The following is a 15,640-nucleotide window of genomic DNA, read 5'->3' on the forward strand; positions in this document are numbered from 1 at the left end:
GTGCCGTACTTTGTCACCCTACTCTACAAATTACTGGCAGAATGACTCCATTCCGATTTAATCTGAGATTCACTTTCCAATTTACCTAGCGCAGCAAACCATGATGATGCTCAAAAAGGAGACGATGATGCCAGAATCTAATATAGGCGTGATGAGTTCACGTCATTTAGCTTCTGTTGCAAATTTTTTGGATAAAAACAAGCACAACCGGAGCTTTAACTTTTAAACCACTCAACAAGCCATACCCCCGATATGAATATAAAAAAGCCTCGATAGACATCTACAAAAATCAGAGTGAATTACAGGAGTTAACATTGCTAAATCTAATCGACATTACTACAGCCGATGGAACCCACATAAAGTTTAAAGATACAGGTAGCGACTCATCGTACCTTTTTGTTACCGGAGACAATGGCTGTGGAAAAAGCACAATACTCAAAAACGTGCTAACCAATTTCGTTAACATTCACCCAAAAAAGACAGATCCAAAGTTCAAGTTAACATCAACCGGCACCCCATCCAAGATAATCACATACTCATTAACCCCATTTAATAAATTAGATATAAATCGTAGGTATTTTCCCAATGAAGATATTGAACTTGAACAAATCGGCACCACAAACAACGGAAAATATTCTCTGATATTCCAAGCCGCATGCGAGTTCGCAAAAAAAAGAGGAGAAGAAAACTCAAGAATAATTGAGCACATAAAAAAAGAAACAAAGCTATCGCCAAACTTTATTATTCGAGCACAAGTATCCAGGAGCAGCAATGATATATTACTCTCCAGATTTCAAAAACAAAATCTCCAAGATTTTTACAATCTCATCCTAGAAACACCTGGTTCATTAGAAATTGAAATAAGCCCTGGACACTTCAACTTAATAATAGGTGAAAAACCAATTACAGGACTACCTATTGAAGAAATGATAAGAGGAATCCTATTACTGCGAAGCTCTGGTCGAATGCGAATTGTAAAAATCAATGGCATTCAGAATAATCGCGACATTGATGTAGCAGATCTTAGCTCAGGACAAATTGCTTTATTTGTCGGACTAACCATTTTATCAAGCTCAATGAAAAATAACTCACTTATACTTATAGATGAGCCGGAAATAAGCTTACACCCAGCATGGCAAACACTCTTCACAAAGTTAATTTTTGAGATCGGCAAGCATTTTAAAAACTGCTTTTTTATAATCGCCACCCATTCGCCACTTGTCATAAGCGGCGCAGTAAAAAAATACTCAAACACTGTAAACCTAACTAATAAATTTGATTTCCCGGAAAGCTATGACAGTGAAGGGATCGAAAGAATTTTCATCGATCACTTCGACACAATCACAAAAAACAACTTTATCGTGAAGGATTTAATAATTAAAGCCGCGCACTCAATCATAACAAATAGCAAAAACAACGAATACGAGTCCGCACTCAAACAACTACATGCACTAACAACTAGGGAAATAGATAAAAAGTTAATCTCGAGTATCTTGGAAAAAACAAAAAAATGATTGCACTTGAGAAAATCAACCCACCAACCCTCTTCACCTCCAATGATAAATTGGTCATTTCGAGAATAAACAACCTTCCCATAACAGGAAGAAAGAAATGGGCGCATGATGACTTCTCAGCAATATATACATCGGCAAAAGCCATACTCATACAGCATCAAGACAGAAGATGTTTTTATTGTCAAAAGAAAAATCCACACATAGACAATGACGACTTACACATTGACCATATCGTACCTATTGATGAAGACCCAAGATTCATTTTTGAAGAAAAAAATCTTGTTCTAACATGCAAAAAATGCAACAAAAGAAAAAACAACAAGCCCGTACTAACAAAACAAACCAAATTAAAATATTCACTCAGCCCCAGCAACTACAGCATAATTCATGCTCACATCGACACCTATAGCAAACATATTGACATCACTGGGGATATTATATTTTCGGGCATCGATAAAAAAGGGAAACGAACGGTATATGACTGCAATTTAGATAGATATGTACTTGAATATCTAACGTGTCTATCTTCTACGGATCGAGAGTTTGTTAACGCGGCACTAAAACTGCTACTAACAAATGACCCTAAAGCGCTTATCACATTCGTCAAGGCTTTCCCTTGAACGTTAAAAAGCATACGACACATCAACGTACTTTATTAGACCTAAAAAAAAGCCGCCCCGAGGGGCGGCTTTTTCATTGCATCAAACCAACACTTACAACTTAGGCCCAGCTGCCTTGATTGCATCGCTCACTTCGAACTTCTTGAAGTTCTCGATGAACAGGCCGGCCAATGCTTTGGCGGCTTCGTCGTAGGCGGCTTTGTCGGCCCAGGTGTTGCGTGGGTTCAGCAGGCCAGTCTCAACGCCCGGTACGGCCAGTGGCACGTCGAGGTTGATGGTGTCCAGGTGCTCGGTTTCGGTACCGATAAGCGCGCCGCTCTGGATCGCTGCGATCACCGCACGGGTGGTCGGGATGTTGAAGCGCTTGCCGACGCCGTAGCCACCGCCGGTCCAGCCGGTGTTGACCAGGTAAACCTTGGAGCCGAAGCCGCGGATGCGCTTGATCAGCAGTTCGGCGTATTCGCCGGCTGGACGCGGGAAGAACGGTGCGCCGAAGCAGGTCGAGAAGGTCGACTTGATGCCGCTGCCCGAACCCATTTCAGTCGAGCCCACCAGTGCGGTGTAGCCGGACAGGAAGTGGTAGGCCGCTTGTTCTTCGTTGAGGATCGACACTGGCGGCAGCACGCCGGTCAGGTCGCAGGTCAGGAAGATCACAGCGTTCGGCTCGCCACCGAGGTTCTTCTCGGAACGCTTGGCAACGTGCTCCAGCGGGTACGCGGCACGGCTGTTCTGGGTCAGGCTGACATCGGCATAGTCGGCGTGCTTGGCATCGTCGATGACGACGTTTTCCAGGACCGCGCCGTGCTTGATGGCTTTCCAGATAACCGGCTCGTTCTTCTCGGACAAGTCGATGCACTTGGCATAGCAACCGCCTTCGATGTTGAACACTACGCCCTCGCCCCAACCGTGTTCGTCGTCACCGATCAGGTAACGGCTTTCGTCGGCGGACAGGGTGGTTTTACCAGTGCCGGACAGACCGAAGAACAGGGTCACGTCGCCTTCTTCGCCGATGTTGGCGGCGCAGTGCATTGGCAGCACGTCAGCGGCCGGCAGCAGGAAGTTCTGCACCGAGAACATGGCTTTCTTCATTTCACCGGCGTAACGCATGCCGGCGATCAGCACTTTTTTCTGTGCGAAGTTGATGATCACGCAACCGTCGGAGTTGGTGCCGTCACGCTCAGGCACGCACTCGAAGTTGGCAACGTTGAGCACTTGCCATTCTTCACGGCCAGCCGGGTTGTACTGGGCCGGGTTGATGAACAGGCAACGACCGAACAGGTTCTGCCAGGCAGTCTGGGTGGTCATTTTAACGGCCAGGTAGTGCTCGGAAGCGGCACCTACGTGGACGTGGGAAACGAAATGCTCTTGCGCGTTGTTGAACGCCTCGACACGGTTCCACAGGGCGTCGAATTTGTCGGCCGGGAACTTGCGGTTGATCGGGCCCCAGGCGATGGCGCCCGTGGTGCTCGGCTCATCAACGATGAAACGATCGACTGGCGAACGGCCGGTACGGTGACCGGTACGAACAACCAGTGCGCCGGTATCGGCAAGCTCGCCTTCACCGCGGTTGAGGGCTTCTTTAACCAGATCATCAACACTCAGATCGGTGTACACGGCGTTATTGGCTTGCGTCATGAGGTTCCCCGTCGGCCAGTGGCCGAGTGCTCCAAACGTTTTTGTAGTAGAAAGTCGTGCACTACTACCGCGAAAAAAGTGGCCCGGATTATGCCAGAAAAGCCCAAAAAAAGTAGGCCCCTCCTGTCGTAACGGCGTAAATCCGGCACCGAGCAGTGAATTTACCTGCGCTGAACCGTTTTAGTGACGGGTATCTGACGGGGTCTCGACACCCGCGCCGGCGAACAATTGAGCGACATCGGCGGCGTCGAACAGGTATTGCTGGTTGCAGAACTGACAGTCAATTTCGATCTTTCCACCGTGTTCAACCACCAGATTCTGCGCGTCTTCCATACCCAGACTGACCAGTGCGTTGGCTGAACGTTCGCGCGAGCAGCTGCAACGGAAGCGCAGTTTTTGCACGTCGAACAAACGCACTTGCTCTTCGTGGTAGAGACGATGCAGGACGGTTTCGTTGTCCAGGCCCAACAGCTCATCGGCAGTCAACGTCCCGCTCAACGCGGTGAGGTGCTGCCAGCTGGCGGCGCGTTCTTCTTCGTCTTTCAGGCGATCGGCAGGCAGTTGCTGCAGCAACAGGCCACGGGCGCGACGGCCATCGGCGCAAAGCTTGATGCGCGTGCCGATCTGTTGGGACATCACGAAGTAGTTGGTGAAGCAGTCAGACAGCGTTTCACCGTCCAGATCGACCACGCCCTGGTAGCGCTGGCCTTGTGTCGGGTCGATGGTCAGTGTCAGCGAGCCGTCGGGCATCAGATCGGCCAGGGTGGCGTCGGGCGCAATCCGCTCGGCCTCATAACGGGCCAGGCCTCGGATGTCGCGCTCGCTGGAACATTCGATCATCAGCAACGGGATCGGGCCTTCGGAGCGGGCCTGAAGGATCAGCAAGCCATCAAACTTCAAGGTGCCGACCAGCAACGCCGCCGCCGCCATCAGTTCGCCGAGCAGTTGCGCAACCGGCTCCGGATAGGCGTGTTTGGCCAGGACTTCAGCGTAGCTGAGCTCCAGCGAAACCATCTCGCCACGGGTGTCGCTGTCATCGAAGATGAAGCGTTGAGTGAAGTCGTTATCCGGTAGGTCGGTCATAAGTCTGGGTATCTGAAGTGGAGACAAAAGTGATTACAGAATTCGAGGTTACGCCTTGGCCACAGCCCCTGGCTGTCTGGTTATGGCTTACAGGCCGGCGACTGCGCGCGTTTTACGACGAACGGCACATACACGGCAGGCGAATTACCTCATATGGCTACGCGCAGGTGCAATTACAAGTCTTGGCCGGGTTGGTGCGATCGGCGGCGAGGTCAATCATTCGTTGCTGCTGCCCCGAAACTTGAACAGATCCCGGCGCTGCTTCTTGCTCGGCTTGCCATCGGTGCTCAAGCCCAGGGCGCCCGCCTTGCGCTCGGCGGCGGCGTTTTCTCGCTTGGCGATACTGGCGTCAGTTTCCGCGTACAGCGTCTGCGCTTCCGGCGCGCCTCGGCGCACGATCGACAGCGCCTTGACCACCACCGTGCGTTCCTCGAAACCGGTGCGGATCACAAATTCGTCGCCAATACGTGGCTCCTTGCCAGGCTTGCAACGCTCACCGCGGCAATGCACCTTGCCACTTTCAATCGCTGCCTTGGCCAAGGCGCGAGTTTTGTAAAACCGTGCAGCCCACAACCATTTATCGAGGCGGACTTTGTCGTCCTCTTCGTTTTTTTGTGCCATGGGATTTCCTCGTTCTGAAATATTGGTGAACTGTACTACCGTTCTGTCGTACCAAGAATTACTCCGGCCCGGACTACAATGCTGACATTCCATAACCTCCTTGTGGGGCTGGCAATCCGGGCCGTAGATATCTGTCGCCTTTTAACCATTATTCTGCGTGAATACCGCGGATTCGGCCGCCTGCGGCCACCGTGGTTTCTACCGGTTGAGCCATTTTGAAGACATTTGACCATTTGACCGTTGTCGGTCTGCGCGAGTGGGTGGCGCTCCCGGATCTGGGAGTCGCCGGCCTTCGCGCAAAAATCGACACCGGCGCCAGCACCTCCAGCCTGCATGCCACCGACATCGAGACGTTCGAGCGTGATGGTGGGCAATGGGTACGCTTCACGGCGCACCTGGGCACGGTGGTGCAGTTGCGTCACCGGCGCTGCGAAGCACCGCTGGTGACAAGAAAAACCATCAAAAGCTCCAACGGTCACGCGCAGGTGCGATACGTGATCAGCACCACCCTGGCCCTCGGTGATCGGGTCTGGCGGGTCGAGTTCACCCTCGCCTGCCGCAAGTCCATGCGTTATCGCCTGCTACTCGGTTCCAAAGCCCTGATCGACGGCCAGTTGGTGGTCAATCCGGGTATCAAGTATGTACAAGACAAGCCGGTGTTCCCGGTATCTACCTCCTCCACAGGTGTTGCATGAAGATCGCTGTGCTGTCGCGGAACCCGCGTCTGTATTCCACCCGTCGCCTGGTCGAAGCCGGTACCGAACGCGGCCATGAAATGGTGGTGGTCGATACCCTGCGCGCCTACATGAACATTGCCAGTCATAAACCGCAGATCCACTACCGCGGCAAGCCGCTGGAGGGCTTCGACGCGGTGATTCCGCGGATCGGTGCATCCGTTACTTTTTATGGCTGCGCAGTGTTGCGCCAGTTCGAAATGATGGGGGTTTTTCCGCTCAACGAATCGGTGGCTATTGCCCGTTCAAGGGACAAGCTGCGGTCGCTGCAATTGCTGTCGCGCCGGGGCATTGGTCTGCCGGTCACCGGTTTTGCCCACTCACCGGATGACATTCCCGATCTGATCGAAATGGTCAACGGTGCGCCACTGGTGATCAAGGTGCTGGAAGGCACCCAAGGCATCGGTGTGGTGCTGTGCGAAACCGCCACCGCGGCTGAGTCGGTGATCGAGGCGTTCATGGGCCTCAAGCAGAACATCATGGTCCAGGAGTACATCAAAGAAGCCGGTGGCGCCGACATTCGCTGCTTTGTAGTCGGCGACAAGGTGATTGCGGCCATGAAGCGCCAGGCCAAACCCGGCGAATTTCGCTCCAACCTGCACCGCGGTGGCAGTGCCAGCCTGATCAAGATCACCCCGGAAGAACGCATGACTGCTTTGCGTGCGGCAAAGGTCATGGGGCTGGCGGTGGCGGGGGTCGATATCCTGCGCTCCAATCACGGGCCGCTGGTGATGGAAGTGAACTCATCGCCGGGGCTGGAAGGGATCGAGACCACCACTGGCAAGAACGTGGCGGGGATCATCATTGAGCATCTGGAGAAGAATGGCGGCCCGAACATGACCCGGACCAAAGGCAAGGGCTGAGACACAACCACTGTGGCGAGGGAGCTTGCTCCCGCTCGGCTGCGTAGCAGTCGCAAGATCGGTGATCGTTCCCACGCTCTGCGTGGGAATGCAGCCCGGGGCGCTCCGCGCCCCCTCCAGAGCCGAACGCGGAGCGTCCGAAGAGGCATTCCCACGCAGAGCGTGGGAACGATCGGGTTAGACGGCATCCCGCGGTAGCATCAACCCCAACGGCAAGCGCACCCGCGCTTCCAATCCACCACCGGTACGGTTACGCAGTTCAACATTGCCGCCGTGCATCGAGGCAATGCGTTTGACGATCGCCAGCCCCAACCCCGTGCCTTTGCCGCCTCTGGCACGATCACCGCGGGTGAACGGGTTGAAGATCGCCTCCAGCTCGGACGGATCGATCCCGGCACCACGGTCCATGACGCTCAACACCACGTACGGTGCGCTCACATCCCCAGACACGTACGCCGCCACCTCCACACCACTGCCTGCGTGGTGCAGCGCATTACCGATAAGGTTGTTGAGCAAGCGCTTCATCGATACCCGACGCAATGGAAACGGCTGAATCGGCTCCAGGCGCAAGCGTACTTTTTCTTCGTTCTGGTTATACGGCGCGGCAACCTCGCGGACCAGATCGCTCAGGTCCACCTCTTCCACCGACTCATCCCGGCCGTCGCGAATGAACGCCAGGAACTGATCGAGAATCGCATCCATGTCCTCGATATCCCGAACCATGTCATCGGTCAGGTCTGTGCGGTCGCCCATCAATTCCAGGGACAAGCGCAGACGGGTCAATGGCGTGCGCAAGTCATGTGAAACTCCGGCCAGCATCAGTTCGCGCTCGCGACCGGCCTGTTCGACGTCTTCGGCCATTTGGTTGAAGGCGCGATAAACCTCGGTCATTTCGCTCGGTGTATCGCTGATCGGCAGGCGCACACTGCGACCCTGACCGAGTTGTCGCGCGGCGTAGACCAGGCGCTTCAGAGGTTGATTGAGCTGGCTGACGAAGATCCACGCCGAAGCGGTAGACAGCAAACCGATGGCCAGGAACCAGCCCAGTACGTTCCAGATTTTCTGGCCACGCAATGGGTGCGGATACAGCGGCACTTTCAGCCAGCCATCCCCCAGGCTTGGCGCGCGAACCCACAGCGCCGGAGGCGAATGCATGCGCAACCGGACTTCGGTGTCGGCCCCCAATTCAGCCTGCATCTGCCGCTGATAGATCTCGCTGTAGGGCCAATGCTGTTCGCCTTCCGGCACGCCAGCGCCCACCACCCTGATCAGGGTCGCGGCTTCGGCAATCTTGTCACGATTGTTTTCATCGGCCGCCCAATAGGCGCGTAGCGTCAGGGCAACGCCGTGGCTGTACTGACGATCCACCAGCACGTCTTCGTTCATCAACAGATAAACCAGGGTCAGCGCCTTGGAGAACAGAACGACGATGAGCACCAGCCAAAGGGTGCGGGAGAAGAAACTCTGGGGGAACCAAACGGGGGTTTTCATGGATAACCGCTACACACTTGCAGGAGCGAGCGATGCTCGCATATTGCGGATCGCGAGTCTGCGAGCAAAGTCATCTGACCCGTTGCCCGCAAGACCCGCTCCTACAAATCGCCGATCACTTGGTGGCGGCGCCATCCGGAACGAACACATAACCCACGCCCCAGACGGTCTGGATGTAGCGCGGTTTCGACGGATCGGGTTCGATCATCCGGCGCAGACGGGAAATCTGCACGTCGATGGAACGCTCCAGGGCATCCCACTCGCGACCACGGGCCAGGTTCATCAGTTTGTCGCGGGTCAGCGGTTGACGGGCGTTCATCACCAGGGCCTTGAGCACGGCGAACTCACCGGTGGTGAGCATGTGCACTTCGTCACCGCGCTTGAGTTCGCGGGTGGCCAGGGACAGCTCGTAGTCACCGAAGGTCACGCTTTCGTCTTCGCTGCCAGGAGCGCCCGGCACCGGAGCCGACTGGCGACGCAGGACGGCTTTGACACGGGCCATCAGCTCATCGGGGTTGAACGGCTTGGCCAGGTAATCGTCGGCACCCAGTTCCAGGCCCTTGATACGGCTCAGCTCATCGCCCTTGGCGGTCAGCATGATGATCGGAATCTGGTTGTTCGCGCCACGCAGGCGGCGGCAGGCGGTCAGGCCGTCTTCACCGGGCAGCATCAGGTCGAGGACGACCAGGTTGAACACTTCGCGTGCCAGCAGGCGGTCCATTTGCTCGGTGTTCGGTACGGCGCGGGCGCGATAGCCCTTGCTGACGAAAAAACGCTCCAGCAGGCTGCTGAGGCCCGGGTCGTCGTCAACAATAAGAATTTTTTCGCCTTCAGCAATGTTTGCAGTGCTGCTCATTGGATGCTCCTTTTAGCTCGGCGCGCATTATGGCGTAGCTGCCGTTATACGCACCGTGTGCATTGTTAGCAGATTTTTCCTTTACCGCCAGAAAACCGGCCATTGAAGCCTCGGCCCGCAATGCCCCCGAATGCCGGAACGCTGGTTATAATGCGCGGCCTTTTGTGTCAGGCAACATCAGACAGGTACTACAGTCAGGCGTCGTTTTTTTCAGGGCGTCGGCAGTAATTGTTCGATTTCACGGGTCAACGGGATACCTTTTGATCCAGGTAGCGGCGCAGGCCAGGCCGCTCAACCAGACTCGCCGAGGCCCTAACTGCGTGCCTGCGAGCCTGCTTTCACAATTTGTCAGGTGGTTTTATGGACAGCATCAACAGCCGCATCGCCGAGGAACTCGGTGTACGCCCACAACAGGTCGAAGCGGCCGTCGCGCTACTCGATGAAGGCTCTACCGTTCCCTTCATCGCCCGTTACCGGAAAGAAGTGACCGGCAGCCTCGATGACACCCAGTTGCGTCATCTGGAAGAGCGTCTGCGCTACCTGCGAGAACTCGACGAACGGCGCATCAGCATCCTCGCCAGCATCCAGGAGCAAGGCAAGCTGACGCCGCAACTGGAACGCGACATCAAACTCGCCGACACCAAGACCCGCCTCGAAGACTTGTACCTGCCGTACAAGCAGAAGCGCCGCACCAAGGGCCAGATCGCCCTGGAAGCCGGCCTCGGCGAATTGGCCGATGGCTTGTTCAACGACCCGACCCTGAGCCCGGAAACCGAAGCCGCACGCTTCATCGACGCGGAAAAAGGCGTGGCCGATGTGAAGGCGGCCCTCGAAGGCGCCAAATACATCCTGATGGAGCGCTTCGCCGAAGACGCCGGCCTGCTCGACAAGCTGCGCAACTACCTCAAGCAGGAAGCGACCCTCAGTGCCCGCGTGATCGCCGGCAAGGAAGAGGAAGGCGCCAAGTTCCGTGATTACTTCGAACACGACGAACCGCTGAAAAGCATGCCGTCGCACCGCGCCCTGGCGATTTTCCGAGGCCGCAACGAAGGCATCCTCAGCTCCGCACTGAAAGTCGGCGACGAACTGCCGGGCACCATGCACCCGTGCGAAGGCATGATCGGCCAGCAATTCGGCATCCAGAACCAGAACCGTGCCGCCGACAAATGGCTGGGCGAAGTGGTGCGCTGGACCTGGAAGGTCAAGCTCTACACCCATCTGGAAACCGACTTGCTGGGTGAGCTGCGCGACGGCGCGGAAACCGAAGCGATCAATGTGTTCGCACACAACCTGCACGACCTGCTGCTGTCGGCGCCGGCCGGCCCGCGCGCGACCCTGGGCCTCGACCCGGGCCTGCGTACCGGTTGCAAGGTGGCCGTCGTCGATTCCACCGGCAAGCTGCTCGATCACGCCACGGTTTACCCGCACGTGCCGCATAACAAGTGGGACCAGACCATCGCGATTCTCGCCGCCCTGTGCGCCAAGCATTCGGTGGATCTGATCGCCATCGGCAACGGCACTGCCAGCCGTGAGACCGACAAGCTCGCCGCCGAACTGATCAAAAAATACCCGGCGATGAAGATGACCAAAGTCATGGTCTCGGAGGCCGGTGCATCGGTTTACTCGGCTTCGGAACTGGCGTCCAAGGAATTCCCGGATCTGGATGTATCGATCCGTGGCGCGGTGTCGATTGCCCGTCGCTTGCAAGACCCGTTGGCGGAGCTGGTCAAGATCGATCCGAAATCCATCGGTGTCGGCCAGTACCAGCACGACGTGTCGCAACTGAAACTGGCGCGTGGCCTGGACGCCGTGGTCGAGGATTGCGTGAACGCCGTAGGCGTGGACGTGAACACTGCTTCCGTGGCGCTGCTGGCGCGCATCTCCGGCCTCAACGCGACCCTGGCGCAGAACATCGTCAGCCATCGTGACGAGCACGGCGCGTTCAAAACCCGCGCAGCCTTGAAGAAAGTCGCACGCCTGGGCGAGAAAACCTTTGAACAGGCCGCCGGTTTCCTGCGTGTCATGAACGGTGAAAACCCGCTGGACTCGTCGGCAGTGCACCCGGAAGCCTATCCGCTGGTACAGCGCATTGCCGCTGAAACCGACCGCGACATCCGCTCGCTGATCGGCGACGCTGCGTTCCTCAAGCGCCTCGATCCGAAGAAGTACACCGACGAAACCTTCGGTTTGCCAACCGTGACCGACATCCTGCAAGAGCTTGAAAAACCTGGCCGCGACCCACGCCCAGAGTTCAAGACCGCCGAGTTCCAGGAAGGCGTCGAAGACCTCAAGGACTTGCAACTGGGGATGATCCTCGAGGGCGTGGTAACCAACGTGACCAACTTCGGCGCGTTCGTCGACATCGGTGTGCATCAGGACGGTTTGGTGCATATCTCGGCTCTTTCCGAGAAGTTCATCAAGGATCCACGCGAAGCGGTGAAAGCCGGTGACGTGGTGAAGGTCAAGGTCATGGAAGTCGACATCCCGCGTAAACGCGTAGGGCTGTCGATGCGCATGAGCGACACCCCGGGCGAGAAAATCGACGGTGCTCGTGGCGCCCGTCCGGGCTCGGCCCCGCGTCAATCGCAGAACAGCGCGCCGCGCAAGGAAACCACTGCAGCGGCTCCGGCCAATAACGCCATGGCGTCGCTGTTCGCCAACGCCAAGCAGTTGAAGAAGCGTTGATGGAGATCCCTGCGAGGTATACCGAAAGCGCTTTTTTCAAGTTGCTGGGCTGTCGCTTGCACAGCCTGGAAACCGGGGTGGCGCAAGTCGCCCTGGGGCTTGCGCCAGAACTGCGCAATCGCGCCGGCAAGCTGCACGGTGGGGCTTTGTTCAGTCTGGTGGACATTGCCATGGGGCTGGCCTGTTCCAGCAGCCATGGCTTTGACCAGCAGAGCGCGACCATCGAGTGCAAGATCAACTACATCCGCGCCGTCGAAGGCGGCGAGGTGATGTGCACGGCGCGGGTGATACACCCGGGCCGCCGCACGCTGGTGGTCGAGGCCGATGTGATGCAAGGCGACAAATTGGTCGCAAAAGCGCAAGGCACGTTCGCTGTCCTGTAGCTAGATGTCATCGATTTGAGTTAATTTCGCGATTAGAAACCTGTGGGAGCGAGCCTGCTCGCGATGACGGTGGGACAGACGACATAAATGTTGACTGATCCGCCCTCATCGCGAGCAGGCTCGCTCCCACAGGGATTGCGCAGTGATTGACTGACCGGCATATGGCCTGAGCGGCTCCAAAACCAGGCGAAAACGCCAGTTTCAACTTCACCCTTGTAGACCGTCTTGCCCACCCCCATATTGGGGCGACTGACGCGTGAAGGAATCCAACTTGAGCGAACTTCTCAACCGCCGCCTGGCCCTGCTCGGCGAGCGCGCTAACCTCTCTCTGCTCGAACAGTGCCTTCACGGCATCGAACGTGAATGCCTGCGCGTGACCGGCGAAGGTCGCCTGGCGCAAACGCCGCACCCGGAAGAATTGGGTTCCGCGCTGACCAACGAACAAATCACCACCGACTATTCCGAGTCGCTGCTGGAGTTCATCACCCCGGCCCTGCCCGATCCTGCCGATACGCTGGCGAGCCTGGACAGCATTCACCGTTTTGCCTACAGCAAGCTCGGCAACGAGTATCTGTGGAGCCCTTCGATGCCGTGCCCGCTGCCGGCCGAGGAAGATATCCCAATCGCCTATTACGGCACCTCCAACATCGGGCAGCTCAAGTACGTGTACCGCAAGGGCCTGGCCCTGCGTTACGGCAAGACCATGCAGTGCATCGCCGGGATTCACTACAACTTTTCCCTGCCCGAAAAGCTGTGGCCGCTGCTCAAACAGGCTGAAGGCTTTGTCGGCACCGACCGCGATTATCAGTCGTCGGCGTACATCGCACTGATCCGCAACTTCCGCCGCTACAGCTGGCTGCTGATGTACCTGTTCGGTGCCTCGCCGGCGCTGGATGCAGGTTTCCTGCGCGGTCGTTCGCACCAATTGGAACAGCTCGATCCGGATACCCTGTACCTGCCGTACGCCACCAGCCTGCGCATGAGTGACCTGGGCTACCAGAGCAACGCCCAGGCCGGCCTGACGCCGTGTTACAACGACCTGGTCAGTTACACAGACAGCCTGCGCAAAGCGGTGGCCACGCCTTACGCGCCTTACGTCGAAGTCGGCACGCACAAGGACGGTGAGTGGGTTCAGCTCAACACCAACATCCTGCAGATCGAAAACGAGTACTACTCCAACATTCGCCCCAAACGCGTGACCTACTCCGGCGAGCGGCCGATCCAGGCGCTGATGGCCCGTGGTATCCAGTACGTCGAGGTGCGTTGCCTGGACATCAACCCGTTCCTGCCGATGGGTATCGATATCACTGAATCGCGTTTCCTCGACGCCTTCCTGCTGTACTGCGCGCTGAACGACAGCCCGTTGCTGACCAATACCAGTTGCAGCAACGCGACTTCGAACTTCCTCAGCGTGGTCAAGGAAGGGCGCCGTCCGGGCCTGCAATTGCAACGCGACGGGCAACCGGTCGACCTCAAAGAGTGGGCAGGCCAATTGCTGGAAAGCATCGCGCCACTGGCGGCGCTGCTGGACCAGAGCCACGGCGGCGATGCTCACAGCAAGGCGCTGGATGCGCAGCTGGCCAAGGTCCAGGACCCAGCCTTGACGCCGTCCGCCCAGGTGCTGGCGGCAATGGCTGAACACAAGGAAAGCTTCGCTCAGTTCTCCCTGCGTCAGAGCCAGGCCCATGCGCAGTTTTTCCGCAGTGAGCCGTTGCCGGCCGAGCAACAGGCGAAGTTCGAAGAACTGGCTCGTGCGTCGCTGGCACAGCAGGTTGAGCTGGAGCAGAACGAAGTCGGCGATTTCGATGTGTTTGTCGGGTCGTATCAGGCGAGCATTCTGGCGATCAGTAACTGACAGCAATCCCTGTGGCGAGGAAGCTTGCTCCCGCTCGGCTGCGCAGCAGTCCAGACAACGCGTTGACCTGACACAACGCGTTGGATGAAATTGGGAGTCCTTCGTCCTCGAGCGGGAGCAAGCTCCCTCGCCACAAAGGCTCTCTCGATCATCCGCCTTAGAACTATGATCGTTCCCACGCAGAGTGTGGGAACGATCAGGGTAGCTGCTTAGATTTTTCCGCTCATAAGCTCATTCGAAAAAGTTATTTATTTTCGGATTCTTAGATCATTTAGTCTCCTTTCACGCCGACTTTCGTCCGCCTGACAAGGAGCATCCTGATGAAACTGCACTTCCCTCTTCGCCTGCTGGCGGCCGCGTCATTGGCAGCAGTCAGTTTGTTTGCCCAGGCGGCCGACGTCACTGTTGCTTACCAGACCACCGTTGACCCGGCGAAAGTCGCCCAGGCTGACGGCGCTTACGAGAAAGCCACCAAGGCCGACATCAGCTGGCGCAAATTCGATAACGGTGCCGACATCATTGCTGCAATCGCCTCCGGCGACGTGCAAATCGGCTATCTCGGTTCCAGCCCGTTGACCGCGGCCATCACCCGTAAAGTCCCGGTGGAAACATTCCTCATCGCTACCCAGATCGGCGCTGCCGAAGCCCTGGTGGCCCGCGACGGCTCCGGGATCAAGACCCCGCAAGACCTGATCGGCAAGAAAATCGCCGTGCCGTTCGTTTCCACCGGCCACTACAGCCTGTTGGCGGCGCTCAAGCACTGGAACATCGACCCGTCGAAAGTCACCGTCCTCAACCTCGCCCCGCCGGCCATCATTGCCGCGTGGAAACGCGGTGACATCGACGCTACTTACGTTTGGGACCCGGCCCTGGGTGTCGCCAAGGAAAACGGCAAAGTGCTGATCACTTCCGGCGAACTGGCCAAGTTCGGTGCGCCGACTTTCGATGCCTGGATCGTGCGCAAGGACTTCGCCGAGAAGCACCCGCAAATCGTCACCGCGTTCGCCAAGGTGACCCTGGACGCCTACGCCGATTACCGCAAAGACCCGCAAGCCTGGCTCGCCAATCAGAGCAACGTCGACAAACTGGTGAAGCTCTCCGGCGCCAAGGCCAGCGACATTCCACTGCTGCTGCAAGGCAACGTCTACCCATTGGCGGCCGATCAGGTGACCAGCCTCGGAGCACCGACCACCAAGGCCATCACCGACACCGCCGTGTTCCTCAAGGAACAAGGCAAGGTCGAAGCCGTGCTGCCGGATTACGCGCCATACGTCAGCGCCAAATTCATCACCAACTGATC

General features: G+C 56.9%; 13 protein-coding genes. 8 read left to right on the plus strand and 5 right to left on the minus strand.

Translation table 11 applies throughout. From position 1 onward, the window contains the following. The first annotated feature begins 314 nt into the window (after window positions 1–314). Together D8U69_RS09595 and D8U69_RS09600 are read left to right on the plus strand one after the other, a co-directional pair. Complete coding sequence (locus tag D8U69_RS09595; RefSeq protein ID WP_177434559.1) at window positions 315–1,514, plus strand: AAA family ATPase; 1,200 nt, start codon at window positions 315–317, stop codon at window positions 1,512–1,514. Continuing rightward, on the plus strand, window positions 1,511–2,134 hold the full coding sequence (locus D8U69_RS09600) for an HNH endonuclease (protein WP_111449476.1): 624 nt from the start codon (window positions 1,511–1,513) through the stop codon (window positions 2,132–2,134). The genes D8U69_RS09595 and D8U69_RS09600 overlap by 4 nt, the downstream gene beginning before the upstream one ends. A 93-nt stretch (window positions 2,135–2,227) precedes the next feature. Here D8U69_RS09600 and D8U69_RS09605 read toward each other — a convergent pair whose 3' ends face one another. The 3 genes from D8U69_RS09605 to D8U69_RS09615 all read right to left on the minus strand — a co-directional run bounded on the left by D8U69_RS09605 (window position 2,228) and on the right by D8U69_RS09615 (window position 5,473). Next, window positions 2,228–3,769: a phosphoenolpyruvate carboxykinase gene (locus D8U69_RS09605; protein WP_056852110.1), complete on the minus strand. Its 1,542-nt coding sequence runs from the start codon at window positions 3,767–3,769 to the stop codon at window positions 2,228–2,230. Between the two features lie 180 nt (window positions 3,770–3,949). Beyond that, window positions 3,950–4,852, minus strand: coding sequence for an Hsp33 family molecular chaperone HslO (gene hslO, locus D8U69_RS09610; protein WP_056852109.1), 903 nt, complete (start codon window positions 4,850–4,852; stop codon window positions 3,950–3,952). Window positions 4,853–5,068: 216 nt separating this feature from the next. After that, the gene (locus D8U69_RS09615) at window positions 5,069–5,473 is read right to left on the minus strand and encodes a S4 domain-containing protein (RefSeq protein ID WP_130907197.1); all 405 of its coding nucleotides are present in this window, start codon (window positions 5,471–5,473) and stop codon (window positions 5,069–5,071) included. A gap of 275 nt (window positions 5,474–5,748) precedes the next feature. Here D8U69_RS09615 and D8U69_RS09620 point away from each other — a divergent pair, with 275 nt between their 5' ends. After that, window positions 5,749–6,168, plus strand: a complete 420-nt coding sequence (locus tag D8U69_RS09620) for an ATP-dependent zinc protease (RefSeq protein ID WP_236708394.1) — start codon at window positions 5,749–5,751, stop codon at window positions 6,166–6,168. Continuing rightward, window positions 6,165–7,070 (plus strand): 30S ribosomal protein S6--L-glutamate ligase, encoded by a 906-nt coding sequence (gene rimK / locus D8U69_RS09625; RefSeq protein WP_007972871.1) that lies wholly within the window; start codon window positions 6,165–6,167, stop codon window positions 7,068–7,070. The genes D8U69_RS09620 and rimK overlap by 4 nt, the downstream gene beginning before the upstream one ends. A 177-nt stretch (window positions 7,071–7,247) precedes the next feature. Here rimK and D8U69_RS09630 read toward each other — a convergent pair whose 3' ends face one another. Together D8U69_RS09630 and ompR are read right to left on the minus strand one after the other, a co-directional pair. Then, window positions 7,248–8,561: an ATP-binding protein gene (locus tag D8U69_RS09630; RefSeq protein WP_056852106.1), complete on the minus strand. Its 1,314-nt coding sequence runs from the start codon at window positions 8,559–8,561 to the stop codon at window positions 7,248–7,250. Window positions 8,562–8,676: 115 nt separating this feature from the next. Next, window positions 8,677–9,417 (minus strand): two-component system response regulator OmpR, encoded by a 741-nt coding sequence (gene ompR, locus D8U69_RS09635; RefSeq protein ID WP_008032260.1) that lies wholly within the window; start codon window positions 9,415–9,417, stop codon window positions 8,677–8,679. A gap of 360 nt (window positions 9,418–9,777) precedes the next feature. Between ompR and D8U69_RS09640 the strand changes: the two genes are divergently transcribed. From D8U69_RS09640 to tauA, 4 genes are all read left to right on the plus strand, one after another. Beyond that, window positions 9,778–12,102: a Tex family protein gene (locus D8U69_RS09640; RefSeq protein WP_130907198.1), complete on the plus strand. Its 2,325-nt coding sequence runs from the start codon at window positions 9,778–9,780 to the stop codon at window positions 12,100–12,102. Further along, window positions 12,102–12,485 (plus strand): PaaI family thioesterase, encoded by a 384-nt coding sequence (locus D8U69_RS09645; protein ID WP_130907199.1) that lies wholly within the window; start codon window positions 12,102–12,104, stop codon window positions 12,483–12,485. The genes D8U69_RS09640 and D8U69_RS09645 overlap by 1 nt, the downstream gene beginning before the upstream one ends. A gap of 271 nt (window positions 12,486–12,756) precedes the next feature. Then, window positions 12,757–14,340, plus strand: a complete 1,584-nt coding sequence (gene gshA, locus D8U69_RS09655) for a glutamate--cysteine ligase (protein ID WP_056852102.1) — start codon at window positions 12,757–12,759, stop codon at window positions 14,338–14,340. 320 nt (window positions 14,341–14,660) lie between these two features. Continuing rightward, window positions 14,661–15,638: a taurine ABC transporter substrate-binding protein gene (tauA, locus tag D8U69_RS09660; RefSeq protein WP_056852101.1), complete on the plus strand. Its 978-nt coding sequence runs from the start codon at window positions 14,661–14,663 to the stop codon at window positions 15,636–15,638. Window positions 15,639–15,640 lie beyond the last annotated feature (2 nt).

Origin of the sequence: Pseudomonas sp. Sample_16, from assembly GCF_004307665.1 — a bacterium.
In the GTDB taxonomy this organism is placed as follows: Bacteria; Pseudomonadota; Gammaproteobacteria; order Pseudomonadales; family Pseudomonadaceae; genus Aquipseudomonas.

What these genes read in the sequence shown, in the direction of transcription:
- D8U69_RS09600 (WP_111449476.1), top strand. Translation starts at nt 1,511, where the DNA reads ATGATTGCACTTGAGAAAATCAACCCACCAACCCTCTTCACCTCCAAT.
- D8U69_RS09605 (WP_056852110.1), bottom strand. Translation starts at nt 3,769, where the DNA reads ATGACGCAAGCCAATAACGCCGTGTACACCGATCTGAGTGTTGATGAT.
- hslO (WP_056852109.1), bottom strand. Translation starts at nt 4,852, where the DNA reads ATGACCGACCTACCGGATAACGACTTCACTCAACGCTTCATCTTCGAT.
- D8U69_RS09615 (WP_130907197.1), bottom strand. Translation starts at nt 5,473, where the DNA reads ATGGCACAAAAAAACGAAGAGGACGACAAAGTCCGCCTCGATAAATGG.
- rimK (WP_007972871.1), top strand. Translation starts at nt 6,165, where the DNA reads ATGAAGATCGCTGTGCTGTCGCGGAACCCGCGTCTGTATTCCACCCGT.
- D8U69_RS09630 (WP_056852106.1), bottom strand. Translation starts at nt 8,561, where the DNA reads ATGAAAACCCCCGTTTGGTTCCCCCAGAGTTTCTTCTCCCGCACCCTT.
- ompR (WP_008032260.1), bottom strand. Translation starts at nt 9,417, where the DNA reads ATGAGCAGCACTGCAAACATTGCTGAAGGCGAAAAAATTCTTATTGTT.
- D8U69_RS09640 (WP_130907198.1), top strand. Translation starts at nt 9,778, where the DNA reads ATGGACAGCATCAACAGCCGCATCGCCGAGGAACTCGGTGTACGCCCA.
- D8U69_RS09645 (WP_130907199.1), top strand. Translation starts at nt 12,102, where the DNA reads ATGGAGATCCCTGCGAGGTATACCGAAAGCGCTTTTTTCAAGTTGCTG.
- tauA (WP_056852101.1), top strand. Translation starts at nt 14,661, where the DNA reads ATGAAACTGCACTTCCCTCTTCGCCTGCTGGCGGCCGCGTCATTGGCA.